The organism is Pantoea cypripedii, assembly GCF_002095535.1.
GTDB classification, from domain to species: domain Bacteria; phylum Pseudomonadota; class Gammaproteobacteria; order Enterobacterales; family Enterobacteriaceae; genus Pantoea; species Pantoea cypripedii.
On sequence record NZ_MLJI01000001.1, the window covers coordinates 3,467,434 to 3,493,244 of the forward strand.

Here is a 25,811-nt window from a genome sequence, read left to right on the forward strand (position 1 = left end):
ATGTGTCCCGAAAAACGAAGAAACTGACTGTGCTTTTTCTGTGCATCAGAGTAACCAGGAATAATTTCAGTGTACACATGTACGCTAAAATTAAACTGTGTATCGGTGTTTCAACCTGAGTAATCAGACAGCGGGAAAGTGTCAGGAAGATGACAGGAACGCGATGATGAAAAACCGCTACGGATCGGAGAATGTTTGGGCGCTGATTAACGCCCACCCGCTGCATCAATGATGGTGCCGGTGATGTAGGACGCGGCATCGCTTGCCAGCCAGACGATTGCGGCGGCGATTTCCTGCGGCTGGCCGCCGCGCCCCATCGGGATACCACTCGCGACCCGATCAACCCGGCCAGGCTCTCCACCGTCGGCATGCATTTCGGTGTAGATCGGTCCCGGACGCACGCCATTCACGCGAATTCCCTGCAAAGCGACTTCCAGCGACAGGCCTTTGGTCAGGGTGTCCATCGCACCTTTGGACGCAGCGTAATCCACATATTCGTTTGGTGAACCGAGTCTGGCTGCGGCAGAGGACACGTTGATGATGGATCCCCCGCTGCCGCCGTGATGCGTCCCCATGCGTTTAACCGCTTCGCGGCAGCAAAGAAAAGTGCCGGTCACATTGGTGGCAAACACGCGCTGGATACGCTCCACAGCCAGATCTTCGACCCGGCACTGCTGAAACAGGATACCGGCGTTGTTCACCAGCACTTTCAGCTCAGCATCATGATCATCGAGTTGCTGAAACATTTTCAGCACCTGCGCTTCGTCAGCGATATCGGCCTGAACCGTAAACGCACGGCCCCCCTGTGACGCGATCTCCGCAACCACCTGCTGCGCTTCAGCTTCACGCTGACGATAATTTACCGCCACGCAGTAGCCTGCTTTTGCCAGTAATAACGCGGTCGCGCGACCAATCCCACGACTCGCTCCGGTGACCAATGCCAGTTCCATATTGCCTCCATAAAAAAAGGCCGGTTGCCCGGCCTTTGCTGTGATGGGAAAGAGTGTAGCTTACGCGTACTCACTCATCGGGACACAGCTACAGAAAAGATTGCGGTCGCCAAAGACATCATCCAGACGTTTTACCGTCGGCCAGTATTTATTGGCGCTGCCTGCCGGGAACACGGCCAGCTCGCGGGTGTACGGATGCGCCCACTCACCAACAATTTCCATCTGGGTATGCGGCGCATTGACCAGCGGGTTGTCTTCGAGCGGCCATTCGCCATCAGCCACGCGATCGATCTCCATACGAATCGCCAGCATGGCGTCGATAAAGCGATCCAGTTCGATTTTGCTCTCCGATTCCGTCGGCTCGACCATCAGCGTACCGGCAACCGGGAACGACATGGTTGGCGCATGGAAACCGTAGTCAATCAGGCGCTTGGCAATGTCCAGTTCACTGATGCCGGTTTGCTCTTTCAGCGGACGAATATCCAGAATACATTCATGCGCTACGCGGCCATCGCGACCGGTATACAGAATCGGGTAGGCCGACTGCAGGCGGCTGGCGATGTAGTTAGCATTGAGAATTGCCACTGAACTGGCCTGTTTCAGACCTTCAGCACCCATCATACGGATGTACATCCAGCTAATCGGCAGAATCGAAGCGCTGCCGAACGGCGCTGCGGACACCGCGCCCTGCTGGGTCAGTACGCCATCAATTTGCACCACGCTGTGGCCCGGAACGAAGGGGGCCAGATGCGCTTTGACGCCGATCGGTCCCATACCTGGGCCGCCACCGCCGTGCGGAATGCAGAAGGTTTTGTGCAGGTTAAGGTGAGAAACATCCGCACCGATGTAGCCTGGTGTGGTGATGCCCACCTGCGCGTTCATGTTGGCGCCATCGAGATAAACCTGGCCGCCGTACTGATGCACAATCTGGCACACTTCACGGATTGTTTCTTCGTACACGCCATGGGTAGACGGATACGTCACCATGATGCAGGAAAGCTTATCGCCTGACTGCGCTGCTTTCTCACGCAGGTCGCCGAGGTCGATGTTGCCCTGTTTGTCACAGGCGACGACCACCACTGACATGCCCGCCATCTGTGCCGACGCCGGGTTGGTACCGTGTGCGGAGCTGGGGATCAGGCAGATATGACGGTCACCTTCATTGCGGCTTTCGTGATAACGGCGAATCGCCAGCAGACCGGCATATTCTCCCTGTGCGCCCGAGTTCGGCTGCATACACAGCGCGTCATAACCGGTCAGCTGCACCAGCCACTGCGACAGCTGGCCGATCATTTGCAGATAACCCGCTGCCTGCTCTGCCGGGCAGAACGGATGCATTTCAGCAAATTCCGGCCAGGTGATCGGAATCATTTCGGCTGCGGCATTGAGTTTCATGGTGCAGGAACCCAGCGGGATCATCGCCTGGTTCAGCGCCAGATCCTTTTTCTCCAGGCTGTGCATGTAACGCATCATCTCAGTTTCGCTGTGATGACGGTTGAACACCGGATGTTCCAGAATGGCGCTTTGACGCTGCTGGCCCGCCGGAATCGCGCTGTTTTCAGCGGCAACGGCGCTATCCAGCGCATCAATATCCTGGCCGTGGGCATCGCCGAGCAGAATAGCGAATAACGCCTGCACATCTTCACGACGGGTGGTTTCATCCAGGGTGATACCCACTGCGTTATGGATATCGCTGCGCAGGTTGACACCAAAGCCCAACGCACGGTTGAGTACCGCCGCTTTATCAGCCACGTCGACCGTCAGAGTATCGAACCAGCTGTTATGGCGCAGTTTCAGGCCACCGTTTTTCAGCCCGGCAGCCAGAATGCTGGTCAGACGGTGAATACGTGAAGCGATACGCTTCAGGCCAGCAGGCCCGTGATAGACGGCGTAGAAACCGGCGATATTCGCCAGCAGCACCTGAGAAGTACAGATGTTGGAGTTGGCTTTTTCACGACGGATATGTTGTTCACGGGTCTGCATCGCCATACGCAGCGCAGTGTTGCCCGCTGCATCGCGTGAGACACCGATGATACGGCCCGGCATTGAGCGTTTATGTTCGTCGCGGCTGGCAAAGAAGGCCGCATGCGGACCACCGTAGCCCATCGGCACGCCAAAGCGCTGCGCAGAGCCAAACACGATGTCTGCGCCCTGCTTGCCAGGGGCTTCCAGCTGCACCAGCGCCATAAAATCAGCGGCGACGCTCACCACCACTTTGCGGCTTTTCAGCTCGGTCATCAGTGCGCGGTAATCATGCACTTCGCCAGTGGTGCCTGCCTGTTGCAGCAGCACGCCAAACAGGTCGTCATGATCGAGCGCTTTTTCCGCGCTGTCGATAATCAGTTCAAAACCAAAGGTTTCAGCACGGGTACGCACCACATCCAGCGTCTGCGGATGGATATCGTCGGCGATAAAGAATTTGTTGGCAGTTTTCAGCTTGCTGACGCGTTTTGCCATCGCCATCGCTTCCGCAGCGGCAGTGGCTTCGTCCAGCAGTGACGCCGATGCGATGTCGAGACCGGTAAGATCCAGCGTCAGGGTCTGGAAGTTAAGCAGCGCTTCAAGACGCCCCTGTGAGACTTCCGGCTGGTACGGCGTGTAAGCGGTGTACCAGCCCGGATTTTCCAGCATGTTACGCAGGATCACCGGCGGGGTGATTACCGCGGTGTAACCCATACCAATCCAGGATTTGTAACGCTGGTTCTGACTGGCAATGGCTTTCAACTCCGCCAGCGCCTGCTGCTCGGTGGCTGCATCACCCACCGCGGGCGGACCCGGCAACTGGATATCGGCAGGCACGATGGAACCGATCAACGCTTCCAGCGAGCTGGCACCAATCGCTTCCAGCATGGTGGCCTGTTGCTGCGGCGTAGGACCGATATGGCGCTCAATGAACGCACCGTTATGTTCAAGCTGGTTGAGAGTCTGAGTCATTAGCAGTAAATCCTGAATCGGGCTGGGTATTAATACAGACAAAAAACGAAGGTGCCGCCAGGCGACACCTTCTGTTAGTCATACTTATTCGTCGATGGAGGCTTTGTACGCATCGGCATCCAGCATTGAGTGAAGTTCTGACTCATCGCTGGCTTTGATTTTGAACAACCAGCCATCGCTGTACGGATCGCTGTTGATCAGTTCCGGCGAACCTTCCAGTTCTTCGTTAATCTCAATGATTTCGCCGCTCAGCGGAGCATAGATGTCAGAAGCGGCTTTTACTGATTCTGCTACTGCACAATCTTCACCAGCTGCAACAACACGTCCCACTTCTGGCAGGTCAACAAACACCATGTCACCTAACAGTTCCTGGGCATGCTCGGTAATCCCGACGGTGAAAGTACCGTCGGCTTCTTTACGCACCCACTCGTGGCTATCTTTGTACTTCAATTCTTTTGGTACATTGCTCATCGCCAAATCTCCTGAAAAAAGTTACTGAGCGACCGGTTTACCGGCGCGAACAAAAATCGGTTTGGTGACCTTCACCGGCATTTCACGATTGCGGATTTCCACAATCGCCTGCTCGCCAATTCCCGCTGGCACGCGTGCCAGCGCAATGCTGTAACCCAGCGTTGGAGAGAAGGAACCACTGGTAATAATACCCTGCTGCGGCTGACCCTGTTCATCGGTGAAACGTACCGGCAAGCCGTTACGCAGCACCCCTTTTTCGGTCATGACCAGACCCACCAGTTTTTCTGTCCCTGCGGCACGCTGAGCTTCCAGCGCGGCACGGCCAATAAAATCACGGTCGGTCGGTTCCCAGACGATGGTCCAGCCCATGTTGGCCGCCAGCGGTGAGACGCCTTCATCCATCTCCTGGCCATACAAGTTCATCCCCGCTTCCAGACGCAACGTATCACGTGCACCCAGACCCGCCGGTTTGACACCTGCCGCCAGCAAACGCTGCCAGAAATCCGCAGCAGCGCCAGCAGGCAAGGCAATCTCGTAGCCCGCTTCGCCGGTATAACCGGTGGTAGCAATAAACAAATCTTCCGCCTGAACGCCGAAGAAGGGCTTCATGCCCGCCACAGCCTCGCGTTGTGCCGCGCTAAACAACGACTGTGCTTTTTGCTGGGCATTGGGTCCCTGTACCGCAATCAGCGCCAGATCGTCACGCTCGGTCAACGTCACCCCGTATTTCTTCGCGTGTTCACCAATCCATTGCAGATCTTTTTCACGCGTCGCGGAGTTCACCACCAGACGGAAAAAGTCCTCGGTCATAAAGTAAACAATCAAATCATCAATGACGCCACCGGAAGCGTTCAGCATGCCGGTGTAAAGCGCTTTGCCTGGCTGGGTCAGTTTGGCGACATCATTTGCCAGCAGATAACGCAGGAATTCGCGGGTGCTCGCCCCGCGCAGATCGACGATGGTCATGTGGGAAACGTCAAACATGCCGGCATCAGTACGTACCGCGTGGTGCTCATCCATTTGTGAGCCGTAATGCAGAGGCATCATCCAGCCGTGAAAGTCCACCATGCGGGCGCCGCTGGCCTGATGCTGTTCGAATAGAGGCGTTTGCTGAGTCATAACCATCCTGTAGAAAACAAGTGAGCGTGACGCGCCTGCGCAGCCGTGATGGCTGACGCAAACGTTCTCTTTGCGCTGACGTTACCACCGAACGCCCGAATTAACCATAAGGAAAACGAGGGCGAAACAAAGTCTGTCGTCTGCGAAGCGCCGCACAGAATGCAGGATAATCCACTGGCTTTATGTGATTAAACACGCACAAAATACAACAACATAACTTTTATGTAGCAAAATAATGGAATCCAACGCCATGAGCGGGCAAATAGCCCCAGCAAAAAACCTCTTTGACATGAGAAAATATAATGCGAATTCCAGCGTAAAATTAGAATAAATCAAACGAGGCGCAAAAAGAGGGCGCGCCTGCATCATGATGGTGCAAGCGGGGATTAATGGTGTCATTGAGCAGTGATCGTAACGGCGCGATAAAGCGCGCCGTTACGGAATTTGTGCAGATTTATAGAAGGTTAGCGCAGCCAGCCGGGGATATCATTCAGCCCCATAGCCTGCTTCAGCATCATCGGTTTGACCCCTGGCAGGGTATCCGCCAGTTTCAGGCCGACGTCACGCAGGAATTTTTTCGCTGGATTACTTCCGGCAAAAAGTTCACGGAAACCCTGCATACCCGCCAGCATCAACGCCGCGCTATGTTTGCGGCTGCGTTCATAACGTCGCAGATACAGGTGCTGCCCAATATCCTTGCCCTCGCTGTGCAGGCGGCGGATTTCACCGATCAGTTCGGCGGCATCCATAAAGCCGAGGTTAACCCCCTGCCCGGCCAGCGGATGGATGGTATGGGCCGCATCGCCCACCAGCGCCAGCCGATGTGCCGCAAAATTACGCGCATAGCGAGCCATCAGTGGGAAAGTTTTGCGCTCGCTCTCCACCTGGCACAAACCAAGGCGCATATCGAAAGCCACAGAAAGCTGCTGATTGAACAGCGCTTCCGGCATATCCTGCAAACGCGTGGCTTCCTGAGGAGACAGCGACCAGACAATCGAACTCAGATGCGGGTCCTGCATCGGCAAAAATGCCAGAATGCCGTCACCGTGGAACACCTGGCGCGCCACCGCATCGTGCGGCAGATCAGTGCGGATATTCGCCACCAGCGCGTGATGATCGTAATCCCAGAAAGTGATCGGGATATCGGCTTTGTCACGCAGCCAGGAGTTGGCACCATCGGCAGCAATCAACAGACGGGCGCTCATCATGCTGCCATCCTGCAGGGTGATAAAGGCTTCGTTGTCGCCAAAAGCCACCTGCTGCAACTGCGCCGGAGCCAGCAACGTAATATCGCTGCACTGGCTGGCGCGCTGCCACAATGCGCTATGAATCACTGGATTTTCAATGATATGGCCGAGGTGGGCTAAGCCCTGCTGCTCATCATCAAAACTGATGCTGCCAAAACTGTCCTGATCCCACACTTCCATGCCGTGATAAGCGCTGGCGCGCAATGCCAGAATCGTTGACCAGACATCGAGCTTTTGCAGCAAGCGTTCACTGGCTGCATTGATCGCCGATACGCGGATCGATGGCGCAGCTTGCGGATCAAATCGCGGCTCTGCCGCCTTCTCCAGCACCGCAACGCGCAATCCACTGCCTTGCAGCCCGCAGGCAACGGCCAGTCCGACCATGCCACCGCCAGCGATAGCCACATCAAAAGTTTGCATTGCTGCCCCTTAATTCATGCTTAACGTTTTACCCAGCCGAGCGTCCGCGCGGCAAGGGGGTTTCGCAGCCACGGCAGATGGTCCATTGCCACCAGCCCAAGATTTCGTCCTGCCACCAGCGTGGCATAACGGTTAGCAAATAATCGTACCAGACCATCGGTCACGCCAATGGTCGCCGCACGATCCGGTTGGCGTCGGGCGGCAAAATGATGGAGTACCGCATAACTGCCGGGATCCTGCTGGTGACGCCAGGCACTCGCCAGCGTTTCCGCCAGCGACATCACATCACGCAAGCCGAGGTTAAAACCCTGACCGGCAATCGGATGCAGCGTCTGCGCCGCATTGCCCACCAGCGCCAGCCGGTGCGCCACCTGCCGCTCGGCGGTTTGTAACGCCAGCGGGTAAATTTCGCGCTGGCCGGTGTGGGTGAAGCGCCCCAGCCGCCAGCCGAACGCCTGTTGCAGCTCGCGCAGAAAAGTCGCGTCATCCCACTGCGCCAGCTTGTCTTTCTCGTCCAGCGGATGACACCACACCAGCGACATGCGGTTACCCGACATCGGTAACAGCGCCAGCGGACCGTGTTCGGTAAAGCGCTCGAAAGCGCGTCCCTGATGCGGCAACTGCGTGGTGACATTGGCTATCACCGCCAGTTGCTGATAATCCTCCCGCTGCCAGCTGATGCCGCAGGAGGCCGCCAGCGGTGAACGGGAACCGTCTGCCGCCACCAGCAGCGCACCATCCAGCTGTTCGCCACTGTCCAGCGTGACCTGCACGCTATCAGCACTGCGTGACACCGCCGTGACATGCGCCGGGCAACGTAGCGTCACGCCCGGTGCGCTTTTCAGCCGCTGGAACAGGCGTTGCCCGACATCGAACAGCTCCACCACCTGGCCCAGTGCCGGTAACTGGTAATCCGCCGCCTGCATCGAAACAAAGCCGGTATGACCACGGTCAGAAACATGGACGCGGGTGATCGGCGTGGCGCAATCCTGCAACGAACGCCACAGATCAATCTCCGCCAGTTGCTGGCAGGTCCCTGCCGCCAGCGCAATGGCGCGTCCGTCATATCCGGGATGAGCACGGCTGTCCGGTTCGCTGCGTTCAATCAGCGTCACCGGCAGTTTTCCCTGCGTCAGATGGGATATGGCCAGTGCCAGCGTGGCGCCGGTCATGCCGCCGCCTGCAATCAGAATAGTCATGCCTGACGCGCCGCCGCCATTAAGGCTTCAATTGCGTCGGCATCTTTCACCACGCTATCGGTGAGATTCTCGTTGCCTTCGGCAGTGATCACGATGTCATCCTCAATACGAATGCCGATACCGCGATACTGTGCCGGGACTTTGGCATCCGGCGCGATATACAGACCGGGTTCGATGGTCAGCACCATGCCAGGTTCCAGGATGCGGTCGCGGCTTGGGGTGCCATAATGGCCGACGTCGTGCACATCCAGCCCCAGCCAGTGGCTCAGCCCGTGCATAAAGAACTGGCGATGCGCCTGTTCCGCAATCAGTGCGTCCACTTCGCCTTCCATCACACCCAGTTCAACCAGGCCAGTCACCATAATGCGTACCACTTCCTCGTTCACATCATGGATGCTGATGCCTGGGCGGAACAGCGTCAGCGCTTTGTACAACGAGGCCAGCACGATGTCGTAAATGGCACGCTGTGGCTCGCTGAATTTACCGTTCACCGGGAAAGTACGGGTGATGTCACCGGCATAACCGTGAAATTCACAACCTGCATCGATCAGCACCAAATCGCCATCACGCATCTCACACTCGTTTTCGGTGTAATGCAGGATGCAGCCGTTTTCGCCGGAACCGACGATGGTGTTGTAGGAAGGAAAACGTGCGCCATGGCGATTGAATTCGTGGTGGATTTCGCCTTCCAGCTGATATTCAAACATCCCCGGACGGCAAGCCTGCATCGCACGGGTATGCGCCAGTGCGCTGATTTCACCGGCGCGGCGCAGGATGGCAATCTCTTCCGGCCCTTTAAACAGGCGCATCTCATGTACCCACGGACGCCAGTCAGTGACGGTAGCCGGGGCGCTCAGGTTCTGACGGAAGCCGCGACGCAGTTTCTCCAGCGCACCGAATACCAGCGTGTCAGCTTCGGCATACAGCCCCTGCGCGTGGTATACCACATCAAGACCATTCAGCAGTTGATACAGCTGTTCACCGATGTCATCCCACGGCAATGCGCGATCGACACCGAGTTTCGCCGGTGCCGCTTCCTGCCCAAGGCGACGGCCAAACCAGATTTCTGCGGTGAGGTCGCGTACGCGGTTGAACAGCACGCTGTGATTGTGGGTGTCGTCGCTTTTGATCAGCACCAGCAACGCCTGCGGCTCGTTAAAGCCGGTGAAATACCAGAAATCGCTGTTCTGGCGGAAGGAATACTCGCTATCGTTGCTGCGCGTCACTTCAGGCGCGGCAAAAATTAATGCGGCACTACCGGGCGCCATACGGGCAATCAGCGCCTGACGACGTTGCTGGAAGGTTTCCAGTGTAATCATGTTTGCACTCCCTGTTGAAAAGCGGGCACGGTAGTACCCGGAATGACGCGCTTAGTGTAGCGTTGGCTTCTTCACTTCAGGTGCAGTGGGTGGCTGCGGCTGGTTGAAGGTGTCGTGGCACAGCAATGCGGCAACACGCACGTATTCAATCACCTCTTCCAGTGATTGTTCGAGTTCTTCCTGATCTTCATCTTCGTCATAGCCCAGTTGAGCGATGGTGCGCAGGTCATCAATCGCTTCACCGGTTTCGCCCGTGACTTTGTCCAGTTTCGGTTGCGTCACACCCAGGCCGAGCAGGAAATGGTTTACCCATCCTGCCAGTGCATCGGCACGATCGAACACCGTAATGTCATCATCGTCAGGCAGCATCAGCTGAAACAGGAAGCCTTCTTCATCCAGCGTACTGGTCAGGCTTTCATGTAACGCCTGTAACGGCTGTGACAGGCTTTGCGAAAAAGCCATGCCTTCGTTGGTGAGATCGTGCACCAGCGTCTTCCAGCTGTTATCCTGGTTGCCGCCACAAAGGATGCCGCAAATCAGGCCGTGCATTTCGGCCGGGGTCATTCCCACGCCCTGCTGGGAAAGCGCTGTAGCCAGCGCGTTGTAAGTGGGCGTTGCGTTCTGTAAAGACATAAGCTTTCGTCGTCGTTGGCAGAATAAGTTCGTGTTATGCTACCACCAGGTGCCTCAGGGTTTCCAGAAAAGGGGTTGTAACTTATCACGCGGGTCTATATAGTTGCGCACCTCCCAAGCCATTGACTGCTAAGGGAGATGCGGGCGAAGTAATCAGTCAGGAAGGTGGCATGTCTGCACAACCGGTAGATATTCAGATTTTTGGTCGTTCATTGAGAGTGAATTGTCCGCCTGAACAGCAAGATGCGCTGAATCTGGCAGCTGAGGACCTCAATCAACGGTTGCAAGATTTAAAAGTTCGCACTAGAGTCACAAATACAGAGCAGCTGGTGTTCATCGCCGCGTTAAACATTTGCCACGAGCTGGCACAAGAGAAAGGTAAAACGCGCGACTACGCAGCCAATATGGAACAACGTATCCGTATGCTGCAGCAGACCATTGAACAAGCATTAGTTGAGCAAGGTCGCATAACTGATCGCCAGGGCACAAAGTTTGAATAACACTTCATGGTTATCGTGATACAGTAACGGTGAAGTAAATTTTCTCTGAGATGTTTGCATGTGGGCCAGTCCCCTGAGCCGATATTTCATTACCACAGAATGTGGCGCTCCGTAACTTGTGAGCATGCTCGGTCCGTCCGAGAAGCCTGATAGTTGCGACGGCACATTCACCTTGAACCAAGGGTTCAAGGGTTACAGCCTACGGCGGCATCTCGGAGATCTCCACTTAGTTCCACATCTGTAATCCCCCGGTACGCGTGATATAGTGGCTGGCAACAGCCGACATTGCCGGGGATATCATGTCTGAACCCTCACTACGCGACCGACAAGACATTCGTCAACACGTCCGCCATTTGCGTCGTAATCTCACGGCAGAACAGCAGGAACAGGCAGCTGATTTGCTGGCTGAACACGCCATCAATTTTGCCCCGATTGCCAATGCCGAACGCATCGCAGTGTTCCTTTCCGTGGATGGCGAACTGAATACCCGTCCGCTCATCGCGAAACTCTGGCAACAGAAAAAACAGGTGTATCTGCCGGTGCTGCACCCCTTTGCCCCCGGTAATCTGATCTTCCTGCGTTATACGCCAGACACCCCGCTTAGCCCGAATAAATTGCGTATCCCCGAGCCACCGCTGGATATCACCCGCATGGCAACGCTCGATCAACTGGACGTGATTATGGTGCCGTTAGTGGCGTTCGACCATAACGGTCAGCGTCTGGGTATGGGGGGAGGATTTTACGATCGTACCCTGCAAAACTGGCAGCAGCATCGAGTTTTGCCCATCGGGATAGCGCATGATTGCCAGCGCGTGGAAGCGTTGCCGGTAGCGGCATGGGATGTGCCTTTGCCTGCGGTGATTACACCGTCAAAGCTGTGGCAGTGGTGATTTGCGCGATAAATCGCGCCGCTACAAATACATGCCGCGGCGCGATGTTAAATCAGTACAGCAGACGTGCGCGGATGGTGCCCGGAATCGCCTTCATCAGTTGCAGCGCTTTGTCCGCTACATCCTGCTCTGCGTCGATATCGATAACCACATAACCCATCAGTGGAGACGTTTGCAGATACTGGGCGGCAATGTTGATGCCCTGCTCAGCAAAAATCTGGTTGATAGCGGTCAGCACGCCCGGACGGTTTTCGTGGATGTGCAGCAGACGACTGGCGCTGGCAGCATGCATCGGCAGTGAGACTTCCGGGAAATTCACCGCAGACAGCGTAGAACCGTTGTCCGAATACTTCGCCAGCTTGCCAGACACTTCCAGGCCGATGTTTTCCTGCGCTTCCTGAGTCGAACCACCGATATGCGGCGTCAGAATCACGTTATCAAATTCACACAGCGGTGAGTTGAACGGATCGCTGTTGGTCGCTGGTTCAGTCGGGAACACGTCAATTGCCGCGCCCGCCAGGTGTTTGTTCGACAAGGCTTCGCACAATGCCGGAATATCAATCACCGTACCACGTGCGGCGTTAATCAGCAGCGCACCCGGCTTCATCATTGCCAGCTCAGCAGCGCTAATCATATTCTGTGTGGACGGGGTTTCTGGCACATGCAGGCTGACCACATCGCTCATGTTGAGCAGGTCAGACAGATGGCGCACCTGGGTCGCATTGCCCAGCGGCAGCTTGCTCTCGATATCGTAGAAGAACACGTGCATGCCGAGGCTCTCAGCCAGCACGCCCAGCTGCATGCCGATGTGGCCATAGCCAATGATGCCCAGCTTTTTGCCACGCGCTTCGTAAGAACCCGACGCAATTTTATTCCAGATACCGCGATGTGCTTTGGCGTTCGCTTCCGGGATGCCACGCAGCATCAGCAGCATTTCGCCAATCACCAGCTCCGCCACCGAACGGGTGTTGGAGAACGGAGCGTTGAACACCGGCACGCCACGTTTCGCCGCCGCATTCAGGTTGACCTGATTGGTGCCGATACAGAAGCAGCCTACCGCGACCAGTTTCTCAGCCGCAGCAAAAATCTCTTCGGTCAGTTGGGTACGGGAACGGATACCAATGAAGTGCGCATCGCGGATGGAGGACTTCAGCGTCTCCGCATCCAGTGCACCTTTGTGGAATTCGATGTTGGTGTAACCTGCCGCACGCAGATTATCCAGCGCGCTCTGATGGACACCTTCCACCAGCAGGAACTTAATCTTGTCTTTTTCCAGTGATAACTCTGCCATTTCCCGACCCTATTCAGAATTCAACGAGGGCTGCCATAAGCCAGCCTTCTGTCAAAATATCAAAAAATTCGATTGCAGCAAGACAATCGATTGCCTCCGCCCCAGCACGCGTCAGTGCTGGGGCAGCACAATTCCGTACAAAATCGGGATATGCGCCCGGAGCGAAGAATGAACCTGCTGTTGATGACTGTTTTGTGACATAAGTCACCGAATTTCAGCATACGAAGAAAAGATGTTTTGCGTACGGAAATAAGCGGCGCGATGAGAGCGCCGGACAGATCATTTTTTGATGGTTTTTACGCCATCGGCAGTGCCGATCAGGGCGATATCCGCACCACGCGCCGCAAATAACCCGACGGTCACCACGCCAGGCAGCGCGTTGATGGCTTTTTCCAGCGCGATCGGGTCGAGAATGCGAAGATTATGCACGTCGAGAATAATGTTGCCGTTATCAGTCAGCACGTTCTGGCGGTATTCCGGCAAGCCGCCGAGCTTCACCAGTTCACGCGCCACATAAGAACGCGCCATAGGAATCACTTCGACCGGCAGCGGGAAGTGGCCCAGCACATCCACTTCTTTCGACGCATCCGCAATGCAGATAAATTTCTCGGCCACCGCCGAGACAATTTTCTCACGCGTCAGCGCGGCACCGCCGCCTTTGATCATTTGCATCTGTGGATTGATCTCATCAGCGCCATCAACGTAAACCGACAGCGAGTCCACTTCATTCAGATCAAATACGTGAATGCCAAGGGATTTCAGCTTCTGCGTGGAGGCCTCCGAGCTGGAAACCGCACCCTCGATTTGATGCTTAATCGAGCCTAAAGCATCAATAAAGTGGGCGGCGGTTGAACCGGTGCCAACGCCAACAATGGTGCCCGGCTGCACATATTGCAGTGCTGCCCAACCTACCGCTTTTTTCAGTTCATCCTGGGTCATGGTATGTTTAAAACCTGTGCGACAACGAGGTGCGCGTAGTATAAAACAAGGCGGCATAAAAAAGCGCGGTCGTTAAAAGCTTTGTAACTCAGTCCACAAAAACCATCTTTTGTGTTTTTGTGGCATAGTAACCTCCACCCTGAACGAGAGAGAACAATAATGAAACGCCCGGATTATCGAACGCTTCAGGCGCTGGATGCTGTGATTCGTGAGCGCGGCTTTGAGCGCGCCGCGCAGAAACTTTGCATTACGCAATCGGCGGTATCGCAGCGTATTAAACAGCTGGAGAATTTATTCGGCCAGCCGCTGCTGGTACGAACCGTGCCGCCGCGTCCGACTGAGCAGGGGCAGAAGCTGCTGGCGTTATTACATCAGGTGGAGCTGCTGGAAGAAGAATGGCTGGGTGATGAAAATGGTGGCACTACGCCGCTGCTGTTATCGCTGGCGGTGAACGCCGACAGTCTGGCAACCTGGTTGCTGCCCGCGCTGAAGGATGTGCTGGCGGATTCGCCAGTGCGCCTGAATATCCAGGTTGAGGATGAAACCCGCACCCAGGAGCGTTTACGTCGCGGCGAAGTGGTAGGCGCAGTGAGTATTCAGCCGCAGCCGTTGCCGAGCTGCCTGGTTGATCAGTTGGGCGCGCTTGATTATCTGTTCGTGGCCTCACCTGAATTTGCTGACCGCTACTTTCCCAATGGCGTGACCCGCTCCGCGTTGCTGAAAGCACCGGCTATCGCCTTTGACCATCTGGATGATATGCATCAGGCTTTTTTGCAGCAGAATTTCGATCTGTCGCCGGGCAGCGTGCCCTGCCATATCGTTAACTCATCCGAAGCCTTCGTGCAGCTGGCACGCCAGGGTTCGACCTGCTGTATGATCCCGCATCTGCAAATTGAGCGCGAGCTGGCGAGCGGGGATTTGGTTGATTTGACGCCCGGTCTGTACCAGCGCCGGATGCTGTACTGGCACCGTTTCGCGCCGGAAAGCCGTCTGATGCGTCGCGTGACTGACGCGCTGATTGCGCACGGACATCGCGTACTGCGCCAGGACGACCTGGCCGCATAAGCTAACAGGGGCGCCGCAGCGCCCCTTCTTCTTACTGTGCGTTCGGTTTGATATCGAACACCACATCCACCTGATCGTCAAAGTGAATGCTCTGCTGCTCATAGGTCTGCTGGGCTGAGGTATCCGCTTCGGCGGCTGAGGCTTTAAACATGCGCGCCATTGGCATCGGCTGGTAGTTAGCAACGTGATAACGGATGCTATACACCGGACCCAGTTTGGCGTTAAAGCCTTCTGCCAGCGCCGCCGCCTGCTGCGTCGCATTGGCGATTGCCGCTTTACGCGCCTGATCTTTATAGGTTTCCGGGTGGGCCACACCGAGGTCCACGGCACGGATTTCGTTCAGGCCGGATTTCAGCGCGCCATCCAGCAATTCATTTAGCTTCTCCAGCTGACGCAACGTCACCTGCACCTGACGCACCGCGCGATAGCCTTTCAGCACCGATTTACCCTCTTTGGTGTAATCGTACTCTGGCTGGGTGCTGAGATTAGCGGCATCAATATCTTTCTTCTCGATGCCATTTTTTTGCAGGAAATCAAAATATTGCGCGACACGGCTGTCGGCTTGTTTTTTCGCATCTGCCGCATCTTTCGATGAAACATTCACCACAATCGAAAGGGTAGCGATATCCGGACGGGCCTCCACGCTGGCCTGTCCTGAGGTGACCACATGCGGTCCGTTCGGCAATTCACCTGCCAGAACCATACCAGGCAATGCGCCTGCGCTCATTACGGCGGCCAGCGCCAGTGCTTTCAGTTTCACGGAAGTCCTCCTTGAAGGGTCAGTTCTAAGGCCGCCACTATGGCGAAGCCCGCTACACATTACCATGCGTGATGGTCTGAGTTTTGATTCTGCTAAAAGTTCGGGCACTCTGCTGTTTTATCGTCTCCGCGATCACAAAATAACCGATGTTTATTCGCTGAATTTCTGCACAAGTGTTTCTATTAAAGAAACACTCTGACCTCCAGGAGAGTTTCACGATGACAGAGCAGCCAATAGCCCAGACGACCGCAGGCATCCGCGCCGGACGCACCCGCTTTCTGATGCTGGGTCTGGTGTTTATCAACATCATCATCAATTACATGGATCGCACCAATTTGTCCGTCGCCGCCACTGCGATAGTGGGCGAACTGCATTTCACTCCGCTGGAAATGGGGCTGATCTTCTCTGCCTTTGGCTGGATTTACGCCGCATTGCAGATCCCCGGCGGTTTTCTGATTGATCGTCTCGGCGCACGGCTGGTATACGGCGTCGGGCTATTTCTCTGGTCACTGGTGACAACGCTACATGCCTTTGCCGGAGGCTTCCTCGCGCTGTTTGGTTTGCGTCTTGGCGTCGGTGCGTTTGAAGCGCCAGTGATGCCTGCCAATAACCGGGTGATTTCCAGCTGGTTCCCGGAACAGGAACGCGCCACCGCCATTGGTATTTATTCCTCGGCGCAGTTTGTCGGCCTCGCCTGTATGACGCCACTGTTGTTCCATGTGCAGGATGCGTTTGGCTGGCGCGGATTGTTTCTGATAACCGGCGTGGCAGGCATGATCTGGGCGCTGGTGTGGTATCTGCTTTATCGTGAACCGACGGAACATAAAGGCGTCTCGGATGCCGAATTGAATTATCTGCGCAGCAATGGCGCGCTGCTGGAAAGCCGTCAAAATGCCAGCCAGCCGCGCGCCCGCTGGCAGGATCTGGCGCAAATGTTTCGCAGCCGCAAACTGGTGGGTATTTATATCGGCCAGTTCACCATCTCCGCCACCTTCTGGTTCTTTCTTACCTGGTTCCCGACCTACCTGGTGGAATATCGCCATATGGGATTTATTAAGAGCGGCTACGTGGCGGCGGTGCCCTACTTTGCGGCCTTTTGCGGCGTGTTGCTGGCGGGATTCGCCTCCGACCGCATGATGCGGCGCGGCGTTTCTGCCAGCGTGGCGCGTAAACTGCCGGTGATCCTCGGGCTGTTTCTGACGCTGTTTATCCTTGGGGCCAATTACACCGACAACGCGAGCCTGATCATACTGTTTATGTCCGTCGCCTTCTTTGGCAATGGCCTGGCCACCATCACCTGGGTGTTTGTCACCGCGTTAGCCCCCCGTCATTTGATTGGCCTCGCCGGAGGGGTATTCAACTTTACCGGTGCGCTTTCCTCGATTGTGGTGCCAATTGCCATTGGCGCGTTAATTGATGGCGATAATTTTGCCCCGGCGCTGGCCTTTATCGCCGTGCTGGCTGCCATCGGTATCGCCAGCTATCTGTTTATCGTCGGGAAAATTGACCATGTCAGCGCGCACTGATCATACGCTGGGCCAGCGCCTGCAACTGCGCCAGCCGCTGGCTGAGATGCGCTTCATCCGTCTGCCAGATTTTGGCAAAAGCCAGTGCCGCACGGTTGTTGTTAATCGGCTGCGCCATGCTCACTTCGCCATCATCACGATGCCAGATAAGGTAATCCTGCGACCGTTTACGTGCCAGCAACGGGGCCAGCTGCGTCCATTGCTCATCACTGAAACGCGGTCGCAGCGCTTCGTCGCTTTCCGCCGCCAGCAGCGAGACACCAATCACCGACTGCCAGGCAGGCAGCATATGGAATCCCGCCAGCGCCTGGCTGGTGCTGGTGCGCTCGCCAGGCTCCGAGTGCCAGATATAGATCACCTGGTCCTCCCACAGCACGCCCAATGCCACCACGATGTCACGCGGTGCGTGCGCTTCCAGCTGCGGCAGCGCCTGGGCAAACAACGACGAACCCCGAATCGCCTGCGCCGCCAGTGCGTGAACACCCGGTCCGGGCAAATAGCGACGATGTTCGTCCTGCATCGTCAGGCCGATGGCGGCCATGGTCATCAGCAGGCGGTTTACCCGCGTGCTGTTCATCCCCATCTGGCGCGCCAACTCGCGACAGCCAACGGCTTTGCCACTGGAGACCAGATATTGCAGACAGCGAATACCGTCAATCAGGCTTTGATTGGGTTGAGAAGACATAAGTCACCCTGTGGCGGTCAAAAATTTAATCTTAGCTTCAGAGCTACAGGAATGAAATGATGCAAATCTTCTCTTCTCAGCCTGCCCGTGCGTTCCCACAGCAGACATTGCAAGCCGATGTATTGATTGCTGGCGGCGGCCTGGCAGGCGTTTGCGCAGCGCTGGCTGCTGCGCGTGATGGCTTGCAGGTGGTGTTGATCCAGGATCGCCCGGTGCTGGGCGGCAATGCCTCCAGTGAGGTTCGCCTGTGGGCCAATGGTGCGACCTCGCACATGGGTAACAACAATCGCTGGGCGCGGGAAGGCGGCATAATGGGCGAGATCATGGAGGAGAATCTGTGGCGTAATAAAGAAGGCAACCCGGTGCTGTTCGATATGGTGCTGCTGGATTTGGTGCAGGCACAACCCGGCCTGACCTTGTTGCTCAACACCACGGTCAGCGAGATCGAAAAGTCAGGACGGCAAATTGAGGCGGTGCACGCCTTCAACGCCATCAACCAGACGCGCTATTTTGTCAGCGCCCGGCAGTTTATCGATGCCAGCGGTGACGGTGTACTCGGCTATCTGGCCGGGGCGGCGCATCGCGTCGGGGCCGAATCGGTGGAAGAATTCGGTGAGAAGATGGCTCCCGGCGAACATTTCGGCCATAAACTCGGTCACTCGATTTACTTCTACACCAAACGCACCACACAGCCGGTGCGCTTTGTTGCCCCCAGCTTCGCCTTGCAGGATATCCAGGCGATTCCGCGCTACAAACGCCTGACCTCGGAACTGAATGGCTGCGATCTGTGGTGGCTGGAATGGGGTGGGCGGCTTGATACGGTACATGAGAGTGAAACCATCAAATGGGAACTGTGGAAAATCGTCTGGGGGGTGTGGGACTACATCAAAAACTCCGGTGAATTTCCCGATGCCGATACCATGACCATTGAGTGGGTCGGCTTAATCCCGGGTAAACGGGAGAGCCGCCGCTTTCTCGGAGAGGCCTTGCTATGCCAGCAGGATATTGTCGAACAGCGGGATCATTATGATGCGGTGGCCTATGGCGGCTGGTCGATTGATTTGCACCCCGCTGATGGCGTCTACAGCGAACATGAGGGCTGCCGTCAGTTCCACAGTAAAGGCACCTACACCATCCCGTTCCGTGCGCTTTATAGCCAGTCACTGGATAATTTGCTGCTGACTGGCCGCCTGATCTCCGCCACCCATGTGGCGTTCGGCAGCGCCCGCGTAATGTGTACCTGCGGTGTGCTCGGGGAAGTAGTAGGACATGCGGCGGCGCTTTGCCAGCAGCAGCAACTCACCCCGGCCCAGTTGGCCGCGCCTGAGCGTATCGGCCAGTTGCAGCAACAATTGCTGCGTCAGGGGGCGTATATTCCACGCCAGCAGTTGCTCAGCCCGGCAGGCGCGGCAAAAATCGCGGTCAGCAGCACCCTCCAGCTCACTACCCTGCCCGCTGACGGCGGGTGGCATGCATTGAAATCACGCTGTGCGCTGCTGCTGCCGCTGAAGGCCGGTGAGCGCTTGCCAGCGCTGAGGGTACATTTACGTGCAGCACAAAAACAGTCGTTACAGGTGTCGTTGCTGACCAGTGAAAACCCGGCCAATACCTGCGGCGATCGGCAACTGGTCAGCCAGACCCTGTTGGTTAACGATCAGGGCGAGTATCGGCTGGATTTTGCTTACCGCGCCGATTGCGATCGTTATCTGATGATTGCCTTCGCAGAAAACCCGGCGATTGAGGTTGCCCTGACGCGTGTGCAGTTGCCGGGGGTGATGATGGTGTTCAACAGCCTGAACCCGCGCGTGGCGAAGCGGACGCGTCAGGTTAATGATGGCGATTATGGTGTTGATGAGTTTGATTTCTGGCTGCCGCGCCGCGCGCCGCAGCAGATACTTTTCGCCTTTAGCCTTGAGGCACCGCTGCAACTGTGGCATCGCGACTATCTGCTGAATGGCAAGCTGCGACCGGAAAGCCACACCAACGGCTGGGTTCCGGCGCTGGACGATGCCGCGCCTGCGGTTAGCTGGCAATGGGATCAACCCCAGCAAGCCAGCCAGCTCACGCTGCTGTTTGATAACGATTTTGACCACGCGATGGAGACGGTACAGATGGGCCACGCGCAGGCGGTAACACCGCACTGCACCACCCATTATCGTCTGTGGCTGGATGAGATGTTGCTGGCAGAGGTCAGGGACAACCATCATTCCCTCTGCCATCACGCGCTACCGCCGGGGGTAAGTTTCCGGCAGATACGCCTTGAGCTGCTTGCCAGTGCCGGTGCGGTACCCGCACTCTACGGTTTGCATCTGCATCACCAGTTGGCAATGCCCTGACGCGCCAGTTGGAAGGCAATCACCCACATCACCGATCCCACCAGCAGATTGATGATGCGCTGCGCCCGCACGGTGCGCAGCCGCGGGGAGAGCCAGGCCGCCAGCAGTGCCAGGCCAAAAAACCAGATAACCGAGGCACTGACGCTGCCCAGCGCAAACCAGCGCCGCGCTTCTGCGGACGGTAGCTGTCCACCCAGGCTGCCCAGCACCACAAACGTATCGATATAAACATGCGGATTGAGCCAGGTGACCGCCAGCATGGTGGCGATAATGCGCCAGCGTCCCTGTTTCATGACTTCTGTCGATGCCAGCGACACATCACCCTGCCAGGCATTGCGCAGCGCACCCCAGCCATACCAGGTCAGAAAAGCGACTCCGGCCCAGGTGATCAGCATCAGTAATAAAGGCGACTGGTTGAGCAAGGCGCTGCCACCAAAAATCCCGCCGCAAATCAGCGCGATATCACTCAGGGTACAGAGGGCCGCCGTCATCAGATGATAATGACGCTTAATGCCCTGATTCATCACAAATGCGTTTTGCGGGCCTAACGGCAGAATAAGCGACGCCCCAAGAGCAAGCCCTTGTAAATAAACAGATAACACGTAATTTTTCCCATCAACAGTGGCGATGACGTGAAGTATAGAGAGAGGTGAGTATTAGAGGAAATGGAAAGATTTAATAGGTCATTAGCAAAACTGCTAATGACCTGGCAGGACGATTATTCCGCGCGCTCGGCTACCGCAGCGTCACTTTTCACCTGATGGAAATGCACATCCATCTGCGGATAAGGGATGCCGATACCATGCGCATCAAGCGTGCGTTTGTAGTTTTTCAGCAGATCCCAGTAGACGTTTTGCAGGTCGCTGCTTTTGCTCCAGCAACGCACCACAAAGTTGAGCGAGGAAGCCGCCAGCTCGTTCAGGCCGATCTGAATCCCCATATCCTTCAGCACGCGCTCGTCGGCTTCGGTCACTTCTTTCAGCAGCGCAATCACCTGGTCCACATCGGCATCGTAAGCCACGCCGATAATAAACTCGTTACGGCGAATGGGTTCACGGGAATAGTTGACGATGTTACCGGCAATGATCTTACCGTTGGGCACCACGACGATTTTGCCATCGGCGCTTTTCATGGTGGTGGAGAAGATCTGCACGTTCTGTACCGTCCCCGTCACACCGCCGAGATCGACAAATTCACCAGTACGGAACGGACGGAAGGTCACCAGCAGAACGCCAGCGGCGAGGTTAGACAGCGACCCCTGTAACGCCAGACCTACGGCCAAACCGGCGGCACCCAGTACGGCGATAACCGAAGCCGTCTGCACACCCACGCGCCCCAGCGCGGCGATAATGGTGAAAGCGATGATGCCGTAGCGCACCAGCGCCGAAAGGAAGTCAGCCACGGTGGCATCGATATGGCGCGCCACCAGCACCCGGTTGATGGTGTTAGAAATCACGCGCGCCACAATCATCCCGATGATGATGATGGCAATCGCCGCGACAATATTGACGACATAGCTCAGGATCAGCTCCTGATTACGTACCAGCCATCCGCTCGCGTTGTTAATGCCGTCAACGACATTTAAATCTTCCATTTGTTAGCCCTGTTGTTGAGTTTCCCGCAGGAAAGAACAAAAACTGCCAGAATGAATCCGACACTCCCGTGTACAAGGGTAAACAATAATGGGGATGAGCGCCAAAGGTGGTCTGAATTTACTGAATATTCCGAAAATAATGCGTAAAAAAAGGCCCTTTCGGGCCTTTTTTGTACTGTAAGTAAAAATTACAGCACGTCGATAGCGTTCAGTTCTTTGAAAGCCTGTTCCAGACGAACCACCATGGACGCCTGAGCAGAGCGCAGCCATACACGCGGATCGTAGTATTTCTTGTTCGGGCTATCTACGCCGTTCGGGTTACCCAGCTGGCCTTGCAGATAGTCTTCGTTCTTTTTGTAGTACTGCAGAATACCGTCCCAGGTTGCCCATTGGGTGTCGGTATCGATGTTCATCTTGATCACGCCGTAGCTGATAGATTCTTCGATTTCCGCAGCAGAAGAACCTGAACCACCGTGGAACACGAAATCCAGCGCGTTATGCGGCAGACCGTGTTTTTCGCTGACGTATTTCTGAGAATCACGCAGGATGGTCGGGGTCAGTTTCACGTTACCCGGCTTGTACACGCCGTGTACGTTACCGAAGGAGGCAGCGATGGTGAAACGCGGGCTGATTTTGCTCAGCTCGGTGTACGCGTAATCTACGTCCTGCGGCTGGGTGTACAGGGCAGAAGCGTCCATGTGGCTGTTGTCCACACCATCTTCTTCGCCGCCGGTGCAGCCCAGTTCGATTTCCAGGGTCATACCCAGTTTCGCCATGCGAGTCAGGTATTTGCTGGAGATCTCGATGTTTTCTTCCAGTGACTCTTCAGACAGGTCGATCATGTGAGAAGAGAACAGCGGTTTACCGGTTTTGGCGAAGTGTGCTTCACCCGCGTCCAGCAGACCGTCGATCCACGGCAGCAGTTTTTTCGCGCAGTGGTCAGTGTGCAGGATAACCGGCACGCCATACAGTTCAGCCATCAGATGCACGTGATGCGCACCGGCGATAGCACCGGCAATTGCCGCGCCCTGCGGTTTGTCGGTTTTGTAACCTTTACCGGCGATGAAGGCAGCACCACCATTGGAGAACTGAACGATGACCGGCGATTTCACTTTCGCTGCCGCTTCCAGTACCGCGTTGATGGAATCCGTGCCGACGCAGTTCACTGCTGGCAGGGCGAATTTGTTCTCTTTCGCCACTTTGAAGATTTTCTGAACGTCGTCACCAGTGACAACGCCGGGTTTTACGAAATCAAAAATTTTAGACATGGTTGTGTCCTGTTTCGTTTACCGTTCATCCCCGAATCGAGGGGGACTGGATTTTATGCCCCATAAGCGTCAGGGCAAGCCTTCAGGCGACGCCAGAGCGTCGCCCCCAAATGATTACTGCTTCGCGCGCTCTTCCAGCATGGCAACAGCAGGCAGTTTTTTGCCTTCCACGAATTCGAGGAATGCACCGCCACCGGTAGAGATATAGGAGATCTTGTCTTCGATACCGAACAGATCAATCGCTGCCAGGGTGTCACCACCGCCTGCTACGGAGAACGCTTCGCTATCAGCGATAGCGTTAGCAATGATTTCGGTGCCTTTGCGGAAGTTCGGGAATTCGAACACGCCAACCGGGCCGTTCCACAGAATGGTTTTGGCGTCTTTCAGCAGTTTCGCCATGGCCAGTGCGGTTTCGTCACCGAAGTCCATAATTTCTTCGTTATCCGCTACTTCGGAAACCTTTTTCACGGTTGCCGGAGCAGTTTCAGAGAATTCCGTGCCGACACGGGAATCTACCGGAACCGGGATACCGTACTGATCGCGCAGATCTTTGGCTGCTGCCACAAAATCCGGCTCGTACAGGGATTTACCCACGTTGTTGTCGATAGCCACGAAGGTGTTGGCGATACCGCCACCGACGATCACGGTGTCAGCGATTTTGACCAGTGACTGCAACACGTCGAATTTGGTGGAAACTTTAGAACCCCCCACCACCGCTACCAGCGGACGCTGCGGGTTGCTCATCACTTTGCCCAGCGCTTCCAGCTCAGCAGACAGCAGCGGACCGGCACAGGCGATCGGTGCGAATTTGCCCACGCCGTGGGTTGAAGCTTGTGCGCGGTGCGCAGTACCAAAAGCGTCCATCACAAAGACGTCGCACAGCGCAGCGTATTTTTTCGACAGCGCTTCGTCGTCTTTCTTCTCGCCTTTGTTAAAACGCACGTTTTCCAGCACCACCAGCTCACCCGCAGCGATTTCAACGCCGTCGAGGTAATCTTTTGCCAGGGTAACATTGGTGCCGTTCAGTTTGTCTTTCAGATAGTTAACAACCGGTAACAGGGAGAACTCTTCGTTGTATTCACCTTCGGTCGGACGACCCAGGTGAGAGGTAACCATCACTTTCGCGCCCTGTTTCAACGCCGCTTCGATGGTGGGCAGAGAAGCACGGATACGTGCATCAGACGTCACTTTCCCTTCCTTCACTGGTACGTTGAGATCGGCACGGATCAGAACACGTTTTCCAGCAAGATCCAGATCGGTCATCTTAATTACAGACATGGTGAACCCTCTCGTTGATTCTCATAAGTTTTGCCAGACGCAGACCGCGTCTTACCTGAAACCGCTTGCGGCCATTGCTAACGTTGTGTCGAGCATGCGGTTAGCAAAGCCCCATTCGTTGTCACACCAAACCAGGGTTTTGATCAGGTGGTGACCACTGACCCGCGTTTGGGTGCCGTCCACAATGGCACTGTGCGGATCATGGTTAAAATCGACTGAGACTAACGGTAATTCCGTATAGTCAACTATACCACGAAATGCCCCTTCTGATGCGTTTTGCAGCAAGGTGTTGACCTCACAAGCCTTCACCGCCTGACGTACCGAAACGCTTAAATCAATGGCCGTCACGTTGATGGTTGGCACACGCACCGCGATAGCTTCGAAGCGATCGTTAAATTTCGGAAAAATGCGCGTAATGCCCGCCGCCAGACGCGTGTCCACCGGAATGATCGATTGGCTGGCAGCACGGGTACGCCGCAGATCGCTGTGATAGGCGTCAATCACCTGCTGATCGTGCATCGCCGAATGGATGGTGGTGACGGTGCCCGACTCAATGCCAAAGGCGTCATCCAGCAACTTTATCACCGGAATAATACAGTTGGTGGTGCAGGATGCGTTGGAGACAATGCGGTCAGTTTGTTTAAGAGCCTGTTCGTTCACGCCGAACACTACCGTCGCATCCAGATCGTTGCCGCCCGGATGTGAGAACAACACCTTCTTCGCGCCCGCCTGCAAATGGGCTTCGCCATCGGCACGGCTGCCAAAAACGCCGGTGCAGTCCAGCACGATATCGACATTCAGTTCCTGCCACGGCAAGGTAGCGATATCGGCCTGATGCAGGATGCGGATGGTATCGTCACCGACAAACATCAGGTCGCGCTCCTGGCGTACGTCAAAGGCAAAACGGCCATGGCTGGTGTCATACTTCAGCAGATGCGCCATGCCGACGGCTTCAGCCAGTTCATTGATCGCCACCACGGTGATTTCCGCCCTGCGGCCCGTTTCATACAGCGCACGCAGTACATTACGCCCGATACGACCAAAACCATTTATAGCTATGCGAACGGTCATCTCTACCTTCAACAACACCTGAAAAAACGTGCCGTTAGCCTGAGCGTTTCAACCTGTTTTGTACAGGGAATTCTTGCTGGCCTGGACAGGGGGAAAACGGTCACATCGCGACAACTGAAACGGTTCAGCCAGAATAAAGCATGGAAGGAATAACAGGAATGATTGCGATCAAGTGCGCTGCTGATTATTGGATCTGCGTCACAAAATCAGCCAATTTAAGATTATTACTGGAGGAATAATTGGGTGTTATTTGCACGAATTCGTAGCGGCGCGATTTATCGCGCAATTCCGCAGGTGTTACTGGAAAAACCCGCGC

Annotated in this window: 22 protein-coding genes and 1 other RNA gene; 6 read left to right on the plus strand and 17 right to left on the minus strand. The window is 55.8% G+C overall.

Annotation, left to right across the window (positions count from 1 at the left end; translation table 11 throughout):
• Positions 1–206 precede the first annotated feature (206 nt).
• From HA50_RS16000 to HA50_RS16035, 8 genes are all read right to left on the minus strand, one after another.
• Positions 207–950, minus strand: a complete 744-nt coding sequence (locus HA50_RS16000; RefSeq protein ID WP_084876556.1) for an SDR family oxidoreductase — start codon at positions 948–950, stop codon at positions 207–209.
• A 60-nt stretch (positions 951–1,010) separates the two neighbouring features.
• A complete protein-coding gene (gene gcvP / locus HA50_RS16005; protein ID WP_084876557.1) occupies positions 1,011–3,884 on the minus strand; it encodes an aminomethyl-transferring glycine dehydrogenase in 2,874 nt (957 codons plus the stop codon).
• Positions 3,885–3,968: 84 nt separating this feature from the next.
• Positions 3,969–4,355, minus strand: a complete 387-nt coding sequence (gcvH, locus tag HA50_RS16010) for a glycine cleavage system protein GcvH (protein ID WP_084876558.1) — start codon at positions 4,353–4,355, stop codon at positions 3,969–3,971.
• Between the two features lie 21 nt (positions 4,356–4,376).
• A complete protein-coding gene (gene gcvT, locus HA50_RS16015) occupies positions 4,377–5,474 on the minus strand; it encodes a glycine cleavage system aminomethyltransferase GcvT (protein ID WP_084876559.1) in 1,098 nt (365 codons plus the stop codon).
• 464 nt (positions 5,475–5,938) lie between these two features.
• Positions 5,939–7,141, minus strand: coding sequence for an FAD-dependent 2-octaprenylphenol hydroxylase (ubiI, locus tag HA50_RS16020; RefSeq protein WP_084876560.1), 1,203 nt, complete (start codon positions 7,139–7,141; stop codon positions 5,939–5,941).
• A gap of 20 nt (positions 7,142–7,161) precedes the next feature.
• On the minus strand, positions 7,162–8,340 hold the full coding sequence (gene ubiH, locus HA50_RS16025; protein WP_084876561.1) for a 2-octaprenyl-6-methoxyphenyl hydroxylase: 1,179 nt from the start codon (positions 8,338–8,340) through the stop codon (positions 7,162–7,164).
• Positions 8,337–9,659, minus strand: coding sequence for a Xaa-Pro aminopeptidase (gene pepP, locus HA50_RS16030; protein WP_084876562.1), 1,323 nt, complete (start codon positions 9,657–9,659; stop codon positions 8,337–8,339). Before pepP ends, ubiH begins: the two co-directional genes overlap by 4 nt.
• 51 nt (positions 9,660–9,710) lie before the next feature.
• Positions 9,711–10,292 (minus strand): YecA/YgfB family protein, encoded by a 582-nt coding sequence (locus HA50_RS16035; protein ID WP_084876563.1) that lies wholly within the window; start codon positions 10,290–10,292, stop codon positions 9,711–9,713.
• 170 nt (positions 10,293–10,462) lie between these two features.
• Here HA50_RS16035 and zapA point away from each other — a divergent pair, with 170 nt between their 5' ends.
• The 3 genes from zapA to HA50_RS16050 all read left to right on the plus strand — a co-directional run bounded on the left by zapA (position 10,463) and on the right by HA50_RS16050 (position 11,682).
• On the plus strand, positions 10,463–10,792 hold the full coding sequence (zapA, locus tag HA50_RS16040; protein ID WP_084876564.1) for a cell division protein ZapA: 330 nt from the start codon (positions 10,463–10,465) through the stop codon (positions 10,790–10,792).
• A gap of 39 nt (positions 10,793–10,831) precedes the next feature.
• Positions 10,832–11,015: non-coding RNA, 6S RNA (ssrS, locus tag HA50_RS16045), on the plus strand.
• A 76-nt stretch (positions 11,016–11,091) separates the two neighbouring features.
• Entirely contained in the window at positions 11,092–11,682 is a 591-nt protein-coding gene (locus tag HA50_RS16050; RefSeq protein WP_084876565.1) for a 5-formyltetrahydrofolate cyclo-ligase, read from the plus strand.
• A gap of 52 nt (positions 11,683–11,734) precedes the next feature.
• Here the strand turns inward: HA50_RS16050 and serA are convergent, their stop codons facing one another.
• Together serA and rpiA are read right to left on the minus strand one after the other, a co-directional pair.
• Positions 11,735–12,973 (minus strand): phosphoglycerate dehydrogenase, encoded by a 1,239-nt coding sequence (serA, locus tag HA50_RS16055; protein WP_084876566.1) that lies wholly within the window; start codon positions 12,971–12,973, stop codon positions 11,735–11,737.
• Between the two features lie 279 nt (positions 12,974–13,252).
• Positions 13,253–13,912, minus strand: a complete 660-nt coding sequence (gene rpiA, locus HA50_RS16060) for a ribose-5-phosphate isomerase RpiA (protein ID WP_084876567.1) — start codon at positions 13,910–13,912, stop codon at positions 13,253–13,255.
• Positions 13,913–14,071: 159 nt separating this feature from the next.
• On the opposite strand from rpiA, the gene HA50_RS16065 reads away from it, so the two are divergent.
• Positions 14,072–14,977 (plus strand): LysR family transcriptional regulator ArgP, encoded by a 906-nt coding sequence (locus HA50_RS16065; RefSeq protein WP_084876568.1) that lies wholly within the window; start codon positions 14,072–14,074, stop codon positions 14,975–14,977.
• A gap of 31 nt (positions 14,978–15,008) precedes the next feature.
• On the opposite strand, the gene HA50_RS16070 is transcribed toward HA50_RS16065, so the two are convergent.
• Entirely contained in the window at positions 15,009–15,737 is a 729-nt protein-coding gene (locus HA50_RS16070; protein WP_084876569.1) for an oxidative stress defense protein, read from the minus strand.
• A 218-nt stretch (positions 15,738–15,955) separates the two neighbouring features.
• On the opposite strand from HA50_RS16070, the gene HA50_RS16075 reads away from it, so the two are divergent.
• Positions 15,956–17,263 (plus strand): MFS transporter, encoded by a 1,308-nt coding sequence (locus HA50_RS16075; RefSeq protein WP_084876570.1) that lies wholly within the window; start codon positions 15,956–15,958, stop codon positions 17,261–17,263.
• Here HA50_RS16075 and HA50_RS16080 read toward each other — a convergent pair.
• Positions 17,250–17,948, minus strand: coding sequence for an IclR family transcriptional regulator (locus tag HA50_RS16080; RefSeq protein WP_084876571.1), 699 nt, complete (start codon positions 17,946–17,948; stop codon positions 17,250–17,252). The genes HA50_RS16075 and HA50_RS16080 overlap by 14 nt on opposite strands.
• Positions 17,949–18,007: 59 nt before the next feature.
• Between HA50_RS16080 and HA50_RS16085 the strand changes: the two genes are divergently transcribed.
• On the plus strand, positions 18,008–20,284 hold the full coding sequence (locus HA50_RS16085; protein ID WP_084876572.1) for an FAD-dependent oxidoreductase: 2,277 nt from the start codon (positions 18,008–18,010) through the stop codon (positions 20,282–20,284).
• On the opposite strand, the gene argO is transcribed toward HA50_RS16085, so the two are convergent.
• From argO to epd, 5 genes are all read right to left on the minus strand, one after another.
• On the minus strand, positions 20,263–20,886 hold the full coding sequence (gene argO / locus HA50_RS16090) for an arginine exporter ArgO (protein WP_084876573.1): 624 nt from the start codon (positions 20,884–20,886) through the stop codon (positions 20,263–20,265). The genes HA50_RS16085 and argO overlap by 22 nt on opposite strands.
• A 116-nt stretch (positions 20,887–21,002) precedes the next feature.
• Positions 21,003–21,878 (minus strand): small-conductance mechanosensitive channel MscS, encoded by an 876-nt coding sequence (gene mscS, locus HA50_RS16095; RefSeq protein ID WP_084876574.1) that lies wholly within the window; start codon positions 21,876–21,878, stop codon positions 21,003–21,005.
• A 188-nt stretch (positions 21,879–22,066) separates the two neighbouring features.
• The gene (gene fbaA / locus HA50_RS16100; protein WP_084876575.1) at positions 22,067–23,146 is read right to left on the minus strand and encodes a class II fructose-bisphosphate aldolase; all 1,080 of its coding nucleotides are present in this window, start codon (positions 23,144–23,146) and stop codon (positions 22,067–22,069) included.
• A 114-nt stretch (positions 23,147–23,260) separates the two neighbouring features.
• Positions 23,261–24,424, minus strand: coding sequence for a phosphoglycerate kinase (pgk, locus tag HA50_RS16105; RefSeq protein WP_084876576.1), 1,164 nt, complete (start codon positions 24,422–24,424; stop codon positions 23,261–23,263).
• A 51-nt stretch (positions 24,425–24,475) separates the two neighbouring features.
• Positions 24,476–25,495 carry an erythrose-4-phosphate dehydrogenase gene (gene epd, locus HA50_RS16110; protein ID WP_084876577.1) on the minus strand — a complete coding sequence of 340 codons (1,020 nt, stop codon included), beginning with the start codon at positions 25,493–25,495 and terminating at the stop codon, positions 24,476–24,478.
• Positions 25,496–25,811: the final 316 nt, after the last annotated feature.